The organism is Nonomuraea sp. SBT364 (assembly GCF_001083785.1).
Lineage (GTDB): Bacteria > Actinomycetota > Actinomycetes > Streptosporangiales > Streptosporangiaceae > Nonomuraea.
Genome location: NZ_LAVL01000180.1, coordinates 1 through 16,020, shown reverse-complemented (window position 1 = coordinate 16,020; position 16,020 = coordinate 1). Strand labels below are relative to the sequence as shown.

Sequence of the window (16,020 nt, the reverse complement as noted above, 5' to 3'; positions counted from 1 at the left end):
GGAGGGCGCGGGCGAGCAGCGGCGCGGGCGGGTTGGTCACGACGGCCCACGGCGAGCAGGCGAGATGGGCGTTCTCCCGGACCCCGGCGAAGTTCGGCGAGATCTTCACCGAGCGGCGCGCCGCGGCGCGGTAGGCGCGATAGCCGTCGTAGCGGAATCCGTCGGCGCATCGGACCGCCAGCAGGGCGGTGGGCTGCGGGGGCACGCCGCGCCCGCGCGGGTCGAAGCCGGAGACGTCGCCGTCCGCGGCCTTCGCGATGGCGGCGGCGAGCGCGGGCCAGCCGGCTTCGCGCTGCACCAGCGGCAGGGCCAGCGCCTTGAGGTCGCCGCCGTCGTAGCGGCGGGCGCCGGGCAGGGGCCGGTGGTCGGCGCGGCGCACCAGACGCTGCCAGGTCCGCTCGACGTCGGTGCCGTGGAGCGCGCACCCGGCGGACTTCGCGCACCAGGCGGCGAAGCGACCGAACACCTTCTCCAGGCCCTCGTACTGCAACCGCTCCGACCGCGCCATGGTGGACGTGTGGTCGGGCACGCTGTCCAGCGCCATGGCCCGAACCCGCTCGGGGAACAGCCGGGCGTAGGAGGCGCCGAGCACGCCGCCGTAGGAGTTGCCCAGGTAGGTGAGCCGGTCCTCGCCCAGTGCGGCGCGGATGGCGTCCAAGTCGCGCGCCTGGGTGGCGGAGTCCAGGTTGGCGAACAGCTCGGGCGCGGCGTCGCGGCAGGCGGCGATGGCGGCGGCGTTCGCCTTCAGGGCCCGCTGGTATTCGTCGCGGTTGTCCGGTGTGGCGAACGCCGGCCCGGTGGCGCACTTCGCCATCGGCAGGTGCTCGCCGCTCTGGCCGCCGCGCGGGTTCCAGGTGACGACGTCCATCCGCTCGCGCAGCCCGGCGAAGTTGGCCAGCGCTGCGGCCAGCGCCGGGACGCCCGCACCGCCAGGGCCGCCGGGGTTGAACAGGACGGTCCCGGCGGCCTCGCCGGTGGCGGCCGCCCTGGCCAGGGTGAGCGTGATGGTGCCGCCGCCGGGCTCGCCCCAGTCGACGGGTACGGCCAGTTCGGCGCAGCGGAGCTGACCGGAGTCCGCGCACGGGCCCCAGGTGAGGCCCGGCTCGGGGGTGGCGTGGGCGCCGGAGGGCAGCAGCAGGGACAGGGCGAGCAGGGCTGGTGTCACGGGGCATCCTCGTGGAAGGGTTGTGGTCCGGGTGCCACGCTAGGGAGCCCGGCCCGGCCGCCACATCTGCCACATGGCCTACTTCCGCCGCTGACCTGGGCATTCACGGTCAGGTCTGATTTCCGCCAGTCGACGCCTGTGACCAGGGCATAGCCTCAGAGGCATGTCACCTCTGGAGCTCGACTTCGATTCCTGCTACCGGGCCGTCTCGGCCAGGGACGCCCGGTTCGACGGACGGTTCTACACGGCGGTGAAGACGACCGGCGTGTACTGCCGGCCGATCTGCCCGGCCCGTACGCCCGCGTCGAGGAACGTCCGTTTCTACCGGCATGCCGCGTCCGCGGAGGCGGCGGGGTTCCGGCCGTGCAAGCGGTGCCGCCCGGAGCTCTCGCCCGGCGACCCCGGGTGGGACCTGCGCGGGGACCTGATCGGGCGGGCGCTGCGGCTGATCGACGACGGGGCCGCCGACGAGGACGGCGTCGCCGGGCTGGCCAGGCGGCTGCACATCACCGAGCGGCACCTGCACCGGCTGTTCGTCGCCGAGCTGGGCGCCGGGCCGCTGGCGGTCGCCAGGACCAAGCGGCTGCTGCTGGCCAAGCAGTTGCTCACCGAGACCGCGCTGCCGGTGACCGAGGTGGCGTTCGCCGCCGGGTTCGGCAGCGTCCGGCAGTTCAACGCGACGATGCGGGAGACGTACGGGTTCACGCCGAGCGAGCTCCGCGCCACGGCGTCGGGCCGGGGAGGCCCCGGTGAGCCGGGCGACGTCTCGCTTCGGCTGCGGCTGCACCGGCGTGAGCCGTACGACGTGGAAGGGGTCTTCTCCTTCCTGGCCTCCCGTGCCGTCCCCGGCCTGGAGGTGGCGGACGCCGCGTCCTACACGCGCAACGTGCCCGGGGGGACGGTCACGCTCACCCCGCAGCGCGGCCACTTCGCCCTGGACGTGGCCGTGGATGACACCCGGCATCTGGCCAGGATCGTGGCGCGCTGCCGGCGGCTGCTCGATCTCGACGCCGACCCGGACGCCATCGCCGCGGCGCTCGGCCAGACGTCGCTGGCGCCGATGGTGGCGGCCCGGCCCGGGCTGCGGGTGCCGGGCACGTTCGACGGGTTCGAGCTGGCCGTGCGCGCCGTCGTGGGCCAGCAGATCTCCGTGGCGGGCGCCCGTACGCTGCTCGGCCGGATCGTCGCCAGGGCGGGGGACGGCCGGCTGTTCCCCGGCCCGGCCGAGCTGCGCGGGGCCGATCTCACCGGGCTCGGGCTGACCGGCCGGCGGATCGCCACGCTGACGGAGCTGGCCGCCCGCGTGGACGACGGCCTGATCGATCTCGACGGCGGCCAGGAGCCGGCCGAGGCGGTCAAGGAACTGCTCGCGGTGCCGGGCATCGGCCCGTGGACCGCCAGCTACGTCGCGCTGCGGGCGCTGCGCGACCCCGACGCGTGGCCGACCGGCGACCTCGTGCTCGACAAGCGCATGGCCGCACTCGGCATTCCCAAGGACCATCTCGAACGGTGGCGGCCCTGGCGGGCCTACGCCGCCCTGCACCTCTGGAGTCATTCATGATCAACGCTCAGATCCTGCCGACCCCGATCGGCGAGCTGTCCGTGCTGGCCCGCGACGGCGTGGTGGTCGCGGCCGGCTTCACCGCCGACCCGAAGGAGATGTTCGTCCGGCTGAAGCCCGAGCTTCAGGCGGAGGGCCTGGACGTGGTGGACGACCTGGGCCCGATCAGCCAGGCCGTGCGCGACTACTTCGCCGGCGACCTCGCCGCGCTGGACGCCGTCCCGGTCGAGCAGCCGGGCTCCGACCGGCGCAAGGAACTGCACCGGGCGCTGCGCGAGGTCCAGGCGGGCACCACGGTGTCGTACGCGGAGCTGGCCGAGCGGGCCGGGCTGCCGCGGACGGCGGCCCGGGCGGCCGGCGGGGCGTGCGCGCAGAACCTGATCGCGCCCTTCGTCCCGTGCCACCGGGTGCTGCCGTCCACGGGCGGCTTCGGCGGCTACTACTACGGAGTGCCCGTCAAGGAGTGGCTGCTGGCCCACGAGGCCGCCACCCGCTGACGGCGGGCCTGCACCCCGGCCAGGCCGGCCACGACGAGTCCCGCCACACCGAGCCCCGCCGCCACCCAGGCGGGGGCGGTGTAGCCGAGACCGGCGTCGATGGTGAGCCCGGCCGCGAACGAGCCGATCGCGTTGCCCAGGTTGAACGCGCCGATGTTGGCCGCCGAGGCCAGCGTCGGCGCGCCCGCGGCCGCGTCCAGGACGCGCGTCTGCAGCGGCGGCACGGTGGCGAAGGCGGCCACGCCGAACAGCGTGATCGCCACGACGAACGCGGCCTGGTTGCCCGCCGTCAGCGCCACCACGACGGCCAGCAGCGTGAGCAGCGCCACGGAGCCGTAGATGCTGGGCATGACGGCCCGGTCCGCGAGCTTGCCGCCGATGAGGTTGCCGGCGACCAGGCCGACGCCGAACAGCGCCATCACCACCGGCACGGCGCCCGCGGAGAACCCGCCCACCCCGGTCATGATCGGTGAGATGAAGGTGATGACCGCGAACACGGGCGCGAAGCCGAACACGGTCATCGCCAGCGCCAGCCACACCCCGCCCTTGCGGAAAGTCGCCAGCTCCTTGAGCATCCCGCCGGTGGGCCGGGGCTGGGCGGGCACCAGGGCGAGCACCCCGGCCAGCCCGACGACGCCGATCGCCACCACGACCCAGAACGTGGCCCGCCACCCGAACGCCTGCCCGATCCAGGTGCCGAGCGGCACCCCGAGCACGTTCGCGAGCGTGAGCCCGGTGAACATCAGGGCGATCGCGCTGGCCCGCTTCCGCGGCACGACCAGGTCGGCGGCCACCACGGACCCGACTCCGAAGTACGCTCCGTGCGCGAAGGCCGCCAGGAACCTGCCCACCATGAGAGCCCCGTAGGAGGGCGCCAGGGCGGACAGCAGGTTCCCGGCGATGAACAGCACCATGAGCGCCAGCAGCATGGCCTTGCGTGACAACCGGCCGCCGAGCATGGTCAGCGGCGGCCCGCCGACGGCCACGCCCAGCGCGTAGCCGGACACGAGCAGCCCGGCGGCCGGGATCGTCACGCCGAAGTCCGCGGCCAGCTCGGGAAGCAGTCCGTTGATGATGAACTCGGTGGTGCCGATGCCGAAGGCGCTGATCGCGAGGGCGAACAGGGCGAGAGGCATAGAATACTCCTCAGACGACGTTAGTGAGCGTGAGCATTATTTGCACACGCCGACTAATGAACCATACAAGTATGCCGAGGAAGGTGTCACATGCCCATCGCCGACGACGCCGTCGAGGCGCGCGCCCAGGGCTGGCGCACCCTGGCCGCGCTGCACGCCAAGATCGAGGACCGGCTGGAGAAGGCCCTGCAGAAGGAGCACGGGCTGAGCGTGAGCGAGTACACGGTGCTCGACGTGCTGGGCCGCCAGGACGGCTGGCACATGCGCATGCAGCAGCTCGCCCGGGCGGTCGTGCTCAGCCAGAGCGCCACCACCCGGCTGGTGACCCGCCTGGAGAACCGCGGCCTGCTGTCGCGCTACCTGTGCGAGGACGACCGCCGGGGCATCTACACCGAGGTCACCCGGACCGGCCGCGACCTGCTGGCCACGGCCGGGCCGACACACGACACCGTGCTCAAGGAGGTGCTGGCCGAGGCGGCCGAGCAGCCCGAGCTGGCGCCGCTCGCCGCCGTGATCGCCTAAGGCTTGACGTTGCTCTGCACCTCGCCGACCGGCACGTCCCTGGTCACCGACACCTCCACCGGGTCGAACTGGACCGGCACCACGCCGCCGCTCACCTCGACCGGCCACACGCTGGTCACGGTCAGCTCGTACACCTCGCGCGGCCGGTCGATCGAGGCACGCAGGTAGCGCACGCCGCAGGTGAACTCGGCCCCCTCGGCGTACGGCCTGCCGGAGGCTCCGCAGCCGCTCTCGCGCACCTCGGCCCGGTCGGCGCCCGCGCCGGCGTCGATCTCGATGTCGTCCAGCGTGGCCACCACGGTGGCGCTCATCACGCCGGGCAGCGTCGCGGTGACCGAGCGGCGCGGCTCGCCGACGCCCTCCAGCCAGACGAACGTGGGCAGGTTCACGTAACTCTTGGCGTCGGGACTCAGCTTGATCTTGCCCTCGGGCACCGTCAGCGCCGCCCTGGCGATCTCGGCCAGCTCACGGAACGTGATCCCGCTCGGCGGCGTCGTGTCCGGCGGCACGAAGACGAACAGCTCCAGCCCCGCCCAGCAGGCCGCGCCCTTGGGATCGGCCGCGTTGTACGCCGGCGACCACCACAGCCCCGGCTGCCCCACCTTGTCCTTGAACTGCTTGATGAAGGCGTTGAAGCCTGCCTCGTCCTCCTTGATCCTGGAAAGGTTGGCCTCCGCGTCCTTCATGAACGCGAACATCTCCTCCGCGTTCATGCCCGGCTCGTACCAGCACGGACTCCTGAGCTGGTAGCCGTCGCTCTTGCCGCCCTTGACGTCGCCGGTGATCTGGATCTTGGAGTGCTCCAGGACGACCCCGGCCGTCCTGTCCTTCTGGAAACCTTCGGACCTGGTGTTGTCGCGCGGCGGATCGGCGCTGCCGGCGAACAGCAGCGATCCGGCGACGATCACCGAGAGCAGGCCTTTCATGGGCTGCACCCTTCCTTGCTGTTGCTGAACTGCCTGATGCGCCACACACCGTCGTCGCCCCGGTGGGCGAGCATGGTCTGCATGTAGGGGGCCTTGCCGGAGTCGGGCTGCGGCGTGATCGCCTTGCCGGTGCGCGCGGACACGATCGTCATCCGCGTCTCGTCCACGCAGACGTCGACCTGCGCGCCCTTGCCCACGACCGCGGTCACCCGAAGGTCGTACAGCCGGGCGACACCCGACACCGACTGCCCCTTGCCGGTGAAACCGGCCACCCACTCGGCCGAATCCGCGATCAGCGTCGGCTCGACGTGACGCAGGTAGCGGTCACCGCCGGACACGACCGCCGCCCACGAGTCGGCGTAGAACTGCGGGAAGAGCCGCACGAGCTGGTTGACCTTGTCCGGCCACTCCACCCGCACCTCCAGGTCGTCGCCCACGCCGACCGTCGCCGGCGGCCGGCTCGGACTGGGCGCGGCCGTGGCCTCACCCGTGGCCTCGACCGGCGCCTGCCTTGGTGTGTAGGGCCGCTCGGCCTGGCCGCACCCGGCCACCGCCACCAGCGCGAGAAGGATCGTGACGCGTCTCATCCCGTCGACTCCCTGACGACGCGGAGGCGCCACGACGGCAGCAGTTCGTCGATCAGCGCCTCGGTTTCCGGAGCCATCCCGCCACCGTCAGGATGGAACGTGGACCGCCTGGTCAGCCCTTCGACCACGGCCCGCAACCGCGACTGGTCGCCGGTGGCGTGGGTGGCCCGCAGCAGGTCACGCCACAGGCCCTCGTCGTCGGCGGCCAGCAGCAGCGCGGCCCGCACCGCGGCGATCGCGGCGTCGGCCCTGCCGTCGGCCAGCCGGATCTCGCAGAGCCGGTGCGCCACGTCGGCCACCTCGGCGGCCACGTCGTACTCCAGTTCGTCACCCGCCAGCCAGGCGTACCGGCCGGGCGCGCGCCCGCTCAGCAGCGGCCCCCGGACGAGGCTCAGCGCCCTTTCCAGGAGTACGGCACGGGCCGTCGGATCGTGGTGCGAGCGGCGTACCAGCTCGCGGAAGAGCGCCCAGTCGGTGCGCACGCCGGGCCCCAGCGTCAGCCTGCCGGACTCGTCGGCACGCAGGTGCTCGGCGCCCAGCCAGCTCATCACCCGGGCGATCGTCGCGTCCCTGACCATGGCCTGCACGCCGCGCGGCCACAGCACGCCGCCGAGCACCACCGGATGCACCCCGCCCGGATGCGTGGCCAGGTAGACCAGCAGCTCGGCGGCCAGCGCCATCCGGCCCTCCTCCAGCGGCTCCGGGCCGACGACCTCCAGCGGGCCGAGCATCCGGATCTCCACGGCCGGCGGGCGCAGGTCGTCCAGCGGCTCCGGCTCGGGGACGACCTCCCCGTCGAGCCTGCTGGCGGTGCGGAACAGCTCCACCAGCGCCCGGTAGTGGCGGCGCGGCAGGAGCTGCGCGGTCACCTCGAAGCCCAGCTCGGGCAGCTTCGCCCGGCCGTCGTCGGTGATCTCCCAGGTCCAGGTGGCGTGCGGGACGTCGCCGGTGACCACGTAGCCGGCGGTGTCGTCGCGGGCGAGCAGCGCCAGCCTGCGGGCCTCCTCGTGGCTGGGCGCCACCGCCGACAGCAGGTAGTGGGCGTCGCGCGGGCGGCCGGCGGCCCTGCCGGTGAGCACCTCCCGGCGCGGCGCCGCCGTCGCCTCCAGCTCCGGCAGCACCTCCGCCAGCCCGCCCACGGCCCTGATCCGGTCGGGCGCGATCGCGGTCAGCTCCTCGCCGAACCCGACGAGCGTGATCCGCATCCGGTCGGACCACCGGTTGGTTGCCAGCTCCACGGCCAGCGCCGCGAGCGCCGCCGTCGTCTGCGGGCCCCTGACGTTGATCAGACCCTGCGCCGCCTCCAGGTCGACCAGCACCCGGCCGCCCCCGTCCGTGCCGATCGACACCAGCCCCGGGTACGGCGCGCCGCCCGGATGGTCGTCGAGCAGGCGGCCCTCGTGCGCGGCCAGCCGCCACACCTGGCCGCCGTCGTCGGCCGTCCAGGGCTCCGGCGGATCGCCGTCCGGCGGGTGGATCCACAGGTCGAGCGAGCGCGCGGACAGGTGCGCGGCGTAGACGGTCGGCGGGGTGCGGCCCTGGGCGGCCAGCTCGGCGCCCAGCAGCCGGAGCCCCACGTCGAGCATGCGCGCGCCCGGCGCGTCGGCGCCGAGCCGCAGGGCGATCTCGGCCTCGGCGGCGTCACCGCGCGGCCGGACCACGCGGCGCCCGAACAGGCGGCGCCACAGCTGCTCACGGCGTCGCCTGGCCAGCACCATGAGCAGCCCGGCGGCGGCCAGCGACGATGCAGCCAGGAAGTCGACCAGCTCCAGGCCCTGCTCCTGGCCCTGCTCGTGGGTTTCCTGCGCCTGCGGCGCGGCTTCCCGCTCGGCGTTCCTGGGTGCCTGCTCCCGCGTGGCCTCCCGTTCGACGCGGTCCCTGACCACCTCGCGGTCGCCGCCGCCGCCCGGCTTGGCCGGATGCTCCTTCAGCGTCTGCGCCCTGGCCTGGCCGGCGGGGACGACGTGGGTGTTCTTCGCGTCGTCCGGCATGTCGAGCACCCAGCCGGGCCTGATCAGGTCGGCCATCCGCAGTTTGGCGCCGTCGGGCTGCTCCTTGTGCTGGTTGAGCCGGAAGATCTCCGGATAGCGGCGGCCGTCTCCCAGGCACTTCTCGGCGATCTCCCACAGGCTCTCGTGGTGGCGGCCGTGCGGCGGCTGGACGACGTACACCTTCTTGGTGCGCTGGGTGTCGAGCACCTGCTCCACGACCGGCGCGGTGAACGCGACCGCGGTCATGGGCTGCTGGACGGGCGGCGGCGCGGCCATCCTGGCGATCGGCACGACCGCGGCGCCCGCCGTGAACAGCAGCAGCACCGCGGACACGAGCTTGTTGGCCAGCGCCTGCGTGCCGCCCGACAGCGGCACCCTGGCCGGCATCCCGATCCGGCGCACACCCGCGTACACCTCGACGAGCACGCAGACGACGAGCTGCAGCCAGGCCAGCCAGACGAACGCCACCAGCAGGGCCATGACCGTGCTCGGGCCGACGCGGCTGGTGAGCAGGTCCAGGTCGAGCAGCTCGGGGGCGACCGGCGGGCCGACGAACGTCAGCAGCGCGTACGGCACGCCGCCGACCAGCGCGAGCAGCACGAACAGCGCGCCGATCCCGGCGAGCACGTCACCGGGGCCGCGCCGCGCGGGGATCCGCACGGGCTGCCGCGACCGGCCGCCTCGCCGTGCCGCATCGACTTGCCGTGCTCCGGCGGCTTGTCGTGACCCGTCGGTGGGGTGCGCCGGTCGCGCGGGGCCTCGCCTGGGCATCGCCGCTCCCTTCTCGATTCCAGCGTCCTGACTCTCCGGCCCCACATCCACCGACCGGCGTGATTCGGTCTGGCTCACCGCGCCTCGGGCGCGGCCGTGGCCTCGGCCTCCATGTCCGCCCCCGGGAACCCGATGGCGCCCAGGAAGAAGGCCGTCCAGCGAACCCGCACGGCCACCGTCACGTCGGCCTGGCCCTGCCCGACGGCACAGCTCCCGGAGGACACGCCGGTGCCGCCGTGCGCGCTGATCACCTCGTCGGCCCGGCCGCAGACCTCCGCCTCGCCCAGCAGCCGCACCTGTCCGGTGGAGCGCAGGTGCTCGACGTCGATCCGGTCGGCGCCCGCCCGGGCGGCCTGCTCGGCGACGTCGGCGGCGCGCAACCGGGCGTTGATCGCCGCCCCGCCGTCGACGAGCAGCCCGGCGAGCAGGAACACCACCACCGAGAACAGCACGGTGAACACCGACATCGAGCCGCGCTCGCCGCCCCTCATTCGACTCTCCTGAACTGCTCCAGCGGCACCACCGAGGTGCCGGTCATCCGCTGGGTGCCGCCGAAGCCGAGGAAGCCCAGGTCGAGCTCGCACGTCACGTCGGCGCGCACCTGCCCGCCCTCCTCCCACCGCGAGCCGTCGAGGGAGACGGCCGCGCCCGTGCAGTCTTCACGCAGGGCCTGCGTGGCGACCGTCCCGGCGGCCGACTCGGCCCCCTGGAGGGTGCGCTGCACCGAGGCGGCCCGGGCGGCGTCCCTGGCCGCGCCGTTCACCTCGCCCTGCGCCTCCACGAGCCGCCCGGCACCGGCCAGGAACAGCAGGAACAGCAGGAAGACCGGGGCCAGCATCACGGTCTCCACAGCCATCGACCCGCGCTCGCTCCGGTGATCCCGGACTTCGCTCTCGGGGAGGAATCGGAAGGGCGGGCAGGCCGCCAAGCTCCGGTCCTGCGGGTTTCGCGGCACGGCGTCCTCCTTCACTGGCGGCATGCGGGGCGATCGGGCCGGCGGGGGCCGGCGAAGCAGGTGGGGCCGGTCCGCGGGGACGGGAATCCCCCGGATCCGTCCGCGGGGAGGAGGTCAACCGCAGTCATCTCCGCCGTCGTCGGGACGGAAGCACTCGATCGGGCCGCCCGACGTGGCGGTGATCGTGAACGCCAGCTCCGGCAGCAGCGGGATGACCTGGACGGCGCTGCCCGTCACGGTCACGTGGCGCTCGTCCGGCTCCCGTTCGGCCGTGGTCGCCTGCGCGCCGCCGAGCAGCCGGGGGCCGATCGCCGCCACCACCTCGCGAGCCTTCGCCTGCGCCTCGGCCTCCCAGCCGCCGGAGTCGGCGGGGGCCGAACGGGCGACGCGGGCGCCCTCCCTGGCCGCCGCCTCCGCCACCTGGCGGCCGTGGAACCAGAGCGCGACCTGCACGATCAGCAGGACGACGGCGAGCACGACCGGCATCAGCAGCGCCAGCTCGACCACCGACGCCCCGCGCTCCCGCCCTCGCCCCCTCGCGTGCCGTCGGCGGCGCCCGGGCGGGACGGTCACGTGTCTCCTTCGCCGCCGCCGAAGGAGCCCTGGATCTCGCTCTGCTTGCTCTCGACGAGCTGCCTGATCAGGGTCGCCAGGCCGAGCGCGACCCCGGCGATGATCGCGGTGATGATGACCCACTCGACGGCGGACGCGCCACGGCTCGGCGCGGTGCGCGCCCGGTGGATCCGCACGTTGAGGAGCGCCACGAGATAGACGATCCACGGATGGTTCTTCATTTAGGACCCCAACATCTTCATAGCGGCCGGAAAACTGAGAAAGATCACGAATCCTGCGCAGAGCAGGAGCTGGGCGACGAGCATCGACTGCGATCGCTCGCCGGCCCGGCCCTCGATCTCCGCGAGCTCACGGCGGCGCAGCGTGGCGGCGCGGGCCGTCAGGGAGGCGCGCACCTTGGCGCCGTCGTCGGCCACCAGGCCGAGGGCCGCCGACAGGTCGCGCAGCTCGTCGATGTTGATCTCCTCGCCGAGCTGGCCGAGCGCCTGCCACGGGGTGATGCCGACGATCCTGGCGCCGCTCAGCGCGTCGCGGATGCGGCCGATCGCCCAGTTGGGCTGCTCGCCGCTGACCGACACGGCCATCATGAGCGCCTCGGGGACGCCCCGGCCGCCCGCCAGGTTCATCGAGACCAGGTCCAGGAACGCGCCGACGACATGCCGGAAGTCACGCCGCCGGGCCGCGGCGTCACGCCGGATCTGCAGGTCGGGCAGGAAGAAGAAGACGACGGCGGCGATCAGCGCCACCCAGAACGGGATCGCCGGCGAGGCGCCCCAGCCCATCAGCACCAGCCAGCCGAACAGCACCGGGAAGGCCAGCAGCCCGCTGACGGCCAGCAGCGCCTTGGTCGCCAGGAAGCCCTCGAACGAGCGCCCGACCAGCGCCAGGTCGGCCCTGATCGATCGGGCCTCCCAGCCGCGCGCCCCGTAGAGGCGGGCCAGCCGGGCGCCGAGCCCCTGGCGGAAGGCGCTCACCTCCTCGTCCGGCAGCACGAGCTGGATGCGCGGCGACTCGGCGTCCTCGCGGACCGCGTCGAGCGCCAGCAGCCTGGCCACCAGCCCCGGCCGGGCCGGGAACAGCGCCCTCAGCAGCACGAACAGGCCCAGGCCCGCCACGCCGCCGGCCAGCACGCCCTCAACCATGGTCGCCTCCCATGAGCAGCCGGGTCGGCTTGTCGAACCTGGCCAGCCGCCGCATCCAGGCGAACCCGGCGCCGAACAGCCCGGCGACGACGACGAGCACGGCCTGGCCCAGATAGCTGTCGTACTCGCCGACGTACGAAGGGTTGAACACGACGAGCAGGCCCGCGAAGACGAGCGCGGTGATCACCACGATCTGGACGCTGCGCCGGGTGGCACGGCGTTCGGCCTCGACGCGGCGGCGCATGTCGAGCTCCTCGCGGGCCGAGACGGCCAGCGCCCCGAGCACGTCGCGCAGGCCGGGGCCGCGCAGCCGGGAGTTGAGGATGAGGGCCGCCACGACGAGGTCGGCCGACGGGTCGTCGAGCTCGTCGGCGAACAGGCCGAGCGCGTCGGGCAGCGCCATCCGGGTGTGCAGGCGGTCGACCAGCGCGCGCAGGTGGGGGCGGAGCATGGGGGCGGCGGCCCTGATGGACGACGGGATGGCCTGCTCCAGGCCCGCCGCGCCGGCGATGGTGTCGCGCAGCGACTCGGTCCAGGCGGCCAGGCCCTCCAGGCGGCGCATCGCGGCCCGCTCCTCGGCGGCGCCGCCGGACAGCCCGCGCCAGGCGAACACCAGCAGCACCGCGCCCACCGCCACGACCACCCAGCCGGTGACCACCATGACCAGCGCCGCCGCGATCCCGGCGACGGCGACGCGGGTGGTCAGCACCTGGATCAGGCGGCGCTTGGGCTGCGAGGGCCGGGGGCGCAGCCCGTACAGGGAGAGGAACAGCAGGAACAGGCCGCCGCCGGCGAGCGCGCCGGACAGCAGGGCGAGGGGGTCGAAGGTGAGCACGCGTCACCAGCCTCCCGGGTGGTAGCCGTGGGCGGCGAGCTCCTCCAGGCACGAGACGGGGGCGTGCGGGACGGCCGTCCCGTCGGGGCCCGGCACGAAGACCTCGCTGGACAGGACGCGGCCGTCGCAGCCGTTGACCTCGCGGATGCTGGAGACGTAGCGGCGCAGGGTGCCGCCCCGGTGGTAGTCGTTGCGCTTCTCGATGAAGACGACGAAGTCGATGGCGCCCGCGATGAGCATGTGGGTGGCGTCGATCGGCAACCGCTCGCCGGCCTGCAGGGCGTAGGTGGCGATGCGGTTGAAGACCTCCATGCTGGAGTTGGCGTGGATGGTGGACAGGGAGCCGTCGTTGCCCTGCGTCATCGCGTTGAGCATGGTGACGATCTCGTCGCCGAGCACCTCGCCGACGATGACGCGGCTGGGGTTCATGCGCAGGGAGCGGCGGACGAGCTCGGCCATGCTGATCTCGCCCTGGCCCTCGGAGTTGGGCAGGCGCTGCTCGCAGGCGACGACGTTCGGGTGCAGCTCGGGGAACTGGTCGAGGCCGAGCTCCAGTGCGCGTTCGACGGTGACGAGGCGTTCGGCGGGCGGGATCTCGTTGGCCAGGGCGCGCAGCAGCGTGGTCTTTCCGGCATTGGTGGAACCGGCGATCATGATGTTCTTCCGCGCGCCCACCGCTGCCGTAAGAAAGCGGCCTACTTCTGGGCTTATGGTGTTATTTCCGACCAAATCCGAAAGAAAGACTTTTCCCAAACGGGCACGGCGGATCGACACCGCGGGCCGCACCGTCACGTCCATCACCGCGCTCAACCGGGACCCGTCGGGCAGCCGCAGGTCGAGCTGCGGGTTGGCGGTGTCGAACGGCCGGCTCGACAGGCCCGAGTAGGCGGCCAGGATCTGGATGAGCTCGATCAGCTCCTCGTCCGACTCGGCCACCGGGTCGTGCGCGAGCTCCTGGCCGTCGGCATAGCCGACGAAGACCTTGTCGCAGCCGTTGATGTCGATGTTCTCGACCTCGGGGTCGTCGAGCAGCGGCTGGAGGCGGCCCACGCCGAACAGCGCGGCGTGGATGCCGGCCGCCAGGCCCTCCTCCTCCTCGACCGTGGGCGGGGTGCGGCCGAGGCCGATCTCGCTGCGCGCGTGCTCCTCCAGCACCTGCGAGATCAGCGCCCTGGCGAACTGACGCTCGTCCTCGCCGGTCATCGCCGGCAGGCCGTTGGCCTGGTCGAGCCTGCGCTGGTGGGCCAGGCGGTCGCCGACCTCCTGGCGGAACCGCTTGACGAGGGCGTGGTCGATCATCGGCCCACCAGCCGTCCGGCCAGGTCGCGCGCCGTGCGGATGAGCAGCGAGCGGTCGAGCCTGCCGCCCCACTGGCCGCGCAGCAGCTCGGCGCCCTTCGGGTCGTGCGCGAGGCCGTGGACGAAGCCGACGTACGGGCCCACGATCCGGCGTACGTCGTCGATCGAGGACCGGTAGGTGCGCGGGTCGGCGATCACCACGACGCCGTGCGCCTTGCTGATCGACAGGCGTTCGCGCAGGTGGGCGACGTGGTCGAGGGTGGCCCTGGTGAGCAGCACGACCTGGTCGGCCTCGGCCAGCAGGTCGCCGAGCTGCGGGTGCGCGCCGAGGCGGCCGCAGTCGGCGATCACGTCGGCGTCGGGGATCGCGGCCAGCGAGCGGCCCAGCGGGCCCCACAGCCAGGTGAGACCGGCCGCCTGCTCGCCGTGGGTGATGCCGACCAGCACGTCGAGCCCTCCAATGATCTTCTGCGTGTGGGCGTGGATCTGCGTGGGCTCCAGGCCGCGCCGGGCCGTCGCGCCCAGCGTGAGCAGGCCGCGGCCCGGGTTGAGCACGCCTCCGTCGGCGGCGGGCAGCCGGTAGGCCAGGTCACCGCCGGCCGGGTCGCACTCGGCGAGCAGCACGGGACGGGGCCACACCGCGGCCAGCGCCGTGGCGGCGGTGGTGACCCCCGGCGCGCCCTTGTCGGCGGCCAGCACGATCAGCGCCACGTCAGCGTGCCCCCGGCAACTCGGCCACGGCGATCTGGCCGCTGGAGGCGTACTGGAGGACCACCGGCGAGACCTGCGCCTCGACGATCACCGTGACGCCGCCCTTCTCCCCGACGCCGTGGACCAGCGCGCTCTGCGCCAGGACGCGGCCCTCGCCCTCGTCGCCCGGCACGTACACCACCTGGACCCGGTCACCCTTCTCCAGCCCCTGCGGCATCTGGCCCGGCTTGAGCGCCAGGCCGACCACGGCCTTGCCGGGGCCGAGCTCCTCGCTGGCATCCACGCCCATGTCGCTGGTCAGCAGCGTGCCGGGCAGGATCGTGACGGCGGCGAACGAGCCGAGCACCTTCTGACGCTGGGACCAGCTCACGTACGCGATGCCGGTGTCGGCGATCTGGACCTCCTCCAGGGCCTGCGGGGTGAACCGCTGGCCCGCGCCGATCTGCTGCACGATCCTGATCGCCGACACCCGGTCACCGCTGCGCAGCACGAGCAGCGTCGTGGCGAGCGCTCCGCCCAGGATCAGGAGCAGGGCGAGAGCCGCCAGCGCGGGCTTGCGCTCGCGAGGAGGCACCGGAAGCTTGCGCGAGGCCGGGCCCGACAACCCGGCCGTGTTGACGGCGGGTTTTTCACTGGTCCTCATGCGGCTCCCATGATGAATTGAGGGAATTCACGCCATTATGTGCAGGCCGTGGTTGGGGCGGGGGTCGAATGCGAGGAACCATGCTTGATTCGCAAGGGGCGCCGTGTCAACTCCGGGTAATCAATGCCTATTGTTTCTAGCGAGTTGACGGCGGTTACTTTTTATGGATATGAGTCACATGAGTAACACGCGGCACATTATTCGCTTCGACCTTGGAATTTATCCTGCTTTACTCGGGCATGTCGGGGGCGTTTGCGGTGGGATCTTCGGTGCAGATCAGGACTTCTCCGTGAGCCGGCTGGCCGGTGGTTGTTTTCCCTGGTCATCCACAGGTTGGGCGGGTGCCGCCGGGGTTTTCCACAGAACCGGATTCCATGCCATTGGCGTCAACCTGCGGGCTTAGCCTCGCTGCGGGCGCTACGTTGGCGCCGAGGTCCGACCGAGGAGACGGCAAACATGCGGATCATGCTCACCGTGCTCGGCGAGCAGGGCGACCGTGACGTCGTGATCGACGGCGACGACGACACCACGGTGGCCGGAGTGAGCGAAGCGCTCAGCGATCACCAGCCACTTGCCCAGGTGGTCCGGCTGCCCCGGGCCCGGGCTCCCTACGGCATGTCATCGGCCGGGCCTCCCAACCCTGTCACGCGCGTCCCCTCCCAACGCCGCCCCTCCCCCGGCAGCCGGCGGGGGTGGCTGGCCGGGGG

18 protein-coding genes are annotated in these 16,020 nt (G+C 73.0%); 4 read left to right on the top strand and 14 right to left on the bottom strand.

All coding sequences use genetic code 11. The features are described 5' to 3' along the window. Positions 1–1,165, bottom strand: a 1,165-nt coding sequence (locus ADY59_RS40855; RefSeq protein ID WP_049574668.1) for an alpha/beta fold hydrolase, incomplete at its 3' end; no start/stop codon positions are given. A gap of 163 nt (positions 1,166–1,328) precedes the next feature. Here ADY59_RS40855 and ADY59_RS40850 point away from each other — a divergent pair. Both ADY59_RS40850 and ADY59_RS40845 read left to right on the top strand, forming a co-directional pair. Then, complete coding sequence (locus ADY59_RS40850) at positions 1,329–2,726, top strand: AlkA N-terminal domain-containing protein (protein WP_269433682.1); 1,398 nt, start codon at positions 1,329–1,331, stop codon at positions 2,724–2,726. Then, positions 2,723–3,223 (top strand): methylated-DNA--[protein]-cysteine S-methyltransferase, encoded by a 501-nt coding sequence (locus tag ADY59_RS40845; RefSeq protein ID WP_049574665.1) that lies wholly within the window; start codon positions 2,723–2,725, stop codon positions 3,221–3,223. Before ADY59_RS40850 ends, ADY59_RS40845 begins: the two co-directional genes overlap by 4 nt. Here ADY59_RS40845 and ADY59_RS40840 read toward each other — a convergent pair. Next, the gene (locus ADY59_RS40840) at positions 3,169–4,359 is read right to left on the bottom strand and encodes an MFS transporter (protein ID WP_049574662.1); all 1,191 of its coding nucleotides are present in this window, start codon (positions 4,357–4,359) and stop codon (positions 3,169–3,171) included. The genes ADY59_RS40845 and ADY59_RS40840 overlap by 55 nt on opposite strands. 90 nt (positions 4,360–4,449) lie before the next feature. Between ADY59_RS40840 and ADY59_RS40835 the strand changes: the two genes are divergently transcribed. After that, positions 4,450–4,881, top strand: coding sequence for a MarR family winged helix-turn-helix transcriptional regulator (locus ADY59_RS40835; protein WP_049574660.1), 432 nt, complete (start codon positions 4,450–4,452; stop codon positions 4,879–4,881). Here the strand turns inward: ADY59_RS40835 and ADY59_RS40830 are convergent. The 12 genes from ADY59_RS40830 to ADY59_RS40775 all read right to left on the bottom strand — a co-directional run bounded on the left by ADY59_RS40830 (position 4,878) and on the right by ADY59_RS40775 (position 15,313). After that, positions 4,878–5,807 carry a hypothetical protein gene (locus tag ADY59_RS40830; protein ID WP_049574659.1) on the bottom strand — a complete coding sequence of 310 codons (930 nt, stop codon included), beginning with the start codon at positions 5,805–5,807 and terminating at the stop codon, positions 4,878–4,880. The two genes, ADY59_RS40835 and ADY59_RS40830, sit on opposite strands and share 4 nt — an antisense overlap. Beyond that, positions 5,804–6,394 (bottom strand): hypothetical protein, encoded by a 591-nt coding sequence (locus tag ADY59_RS40825; protein WP_049574656.1) that lies wholly within the window; start codon positions 6,392–6,394, stop codon positions 5,804–5,806. The genes ADY59_RS40830 and ADY59_RS40825 overlap by 4 nt, the downstream gene beginning before the upstream one ends. Continuing rightward, positions 6,391–9,045: a BTAD domain-containing putative transcriptional regulator gene (locus ADY59_RS40820; RefSeq protein ID WP_063780942.1), complete on the bottom strand. Its 2,655-nt coding sequence runs from the start codon at positions 9,043–9,045 to the stop codon at positions 6,391–6,393. Before ADY59_RS40820 ends, ADY59_RS40825 begins: the two co-directional genes overlap by 4 nt. A 185-nt stretch (positions 9,046–9,230) precedes the next feature. Then, complete coding sequence (locus tag ADY59_RS40815) at positions 9,231–9,647, bottom strand: flp pilus-assembly TadE/G-like family protein (protein ID WP_231619134.1); 417 nt, start codon at positions 9,645–9,647, stop codon at positions 9,231–9,233. Then, complete coding sequence (locus ADY59_RS40810; RefSeq protein ID WP_063780941.1) at positions 9,644–10,012, bottom strand: TadE/TadG family type IV pilus assembly protein; 369 nt, start codon at positions 10,010–10,012, stop codon at positions 9,644–9,646. Before ADY59_RS40810 ends, ADY59_RS40815 begins: the two co-directional genes overlap by 4 nt. Positions 10,013–10,225: 213 nt before the next feature. Continuing rightward, positions 10,226–10,684, bottom strand: coding sequence for a TadE/TadG family type IV pilus assembly protein (locus ADY59_RS40805; RefSeq protein WP_049574650.1), 459 nt, complete (start codon positions 10,682–10,684; stop codon positions 10,226–10,228). Further along, the gene (locus ADY59_RS40800) at positions 10,681–10,905 is read right to left on the bottom strand and encodes a hypothetical protein (protein ID WP_049574647.1); all 225 of its coding nucleotides are present in this window, start codon (positions 10,903–10,905) and stop codon (positions 10,681–10,683) included. The genes ADY59_RS40805 and ADY59_RS40800 overlap by 4 nt, the downstream gene beginning before the upstream one ends. Next, positions 10,906–11,826 carry a type II secretion system F family protein gene (locus tag ADY59_RS40795; RefSeq protein ID WP_049574644.1) on the bottom strand — a complete coding sequence of 307 codons (921 nt, stop codon included), beginning with the start codon at positions 11,824–11,826 and terminating at the stop codon, positions 10,906–10,908. Continuing rightward, positions 11,819–12,661, bottom strand: a complete 843-nt coding sequence (locus ADY59_RS40790) for a type II secretion system F family protein (protein ID WP_049574642.1) — start codon at positions 12,659–12,661, stop codon at positions 11,819–11,821. Before ADY59_RS40790 ends, ADY59_RS40795 begins: the two co-directional genes overlap by 8 nt. 3 nt (positions 12,662–12,664) lie before the next feature. After that, the gene (locus ADY59_RS40785) at positions 12,665–13,960 is read right to left on the bottom strand and encodes a CpaF family protein (protein ID WP_049574639.1); all 1,296 of its coding nucleotides are present in this window, start codon (positions 13,958–13,960) and stop codon (positions 12,665–12,667) included. Next, entirely contained in the window at positions 13,957–14,670 is a 714-nt protein-coding gene (locus ADY59_RS40780; protein WP_049574637.1) for a hypothetical protein, read from the bottom strand. The genes ADY59_RS40785 and ADY59_RS40780 overlap by 4 nt, the downstream gene beginning before the upstream one ends. A gap of 1 nt (position 14,671) precedes the next feature. Next, positions 14,672–15,313 carry a hypothetical protein gene (locus ADY59_RS40775; protein WP_049574634.1) on the bottom strand — a complete coding sequence of 214 codons (642 nt, stop codon included), beginning with the start codon at positions 15,311–15,313 and terminating at the stop codon, positions 14,672–14,674. Between the two features lie 456 nt (positions 15,314–15,769). Here ADY59_RS40775 and ADY59_RS40770 point away from each other — a divergent pair. Beyond that, the coding region (locus ADY59_RS40770; protein WP_049574633.1) for a hypothetical protein at positions 15,770–16,020 on the top strand (251 nt) is incomplete at its 3' end.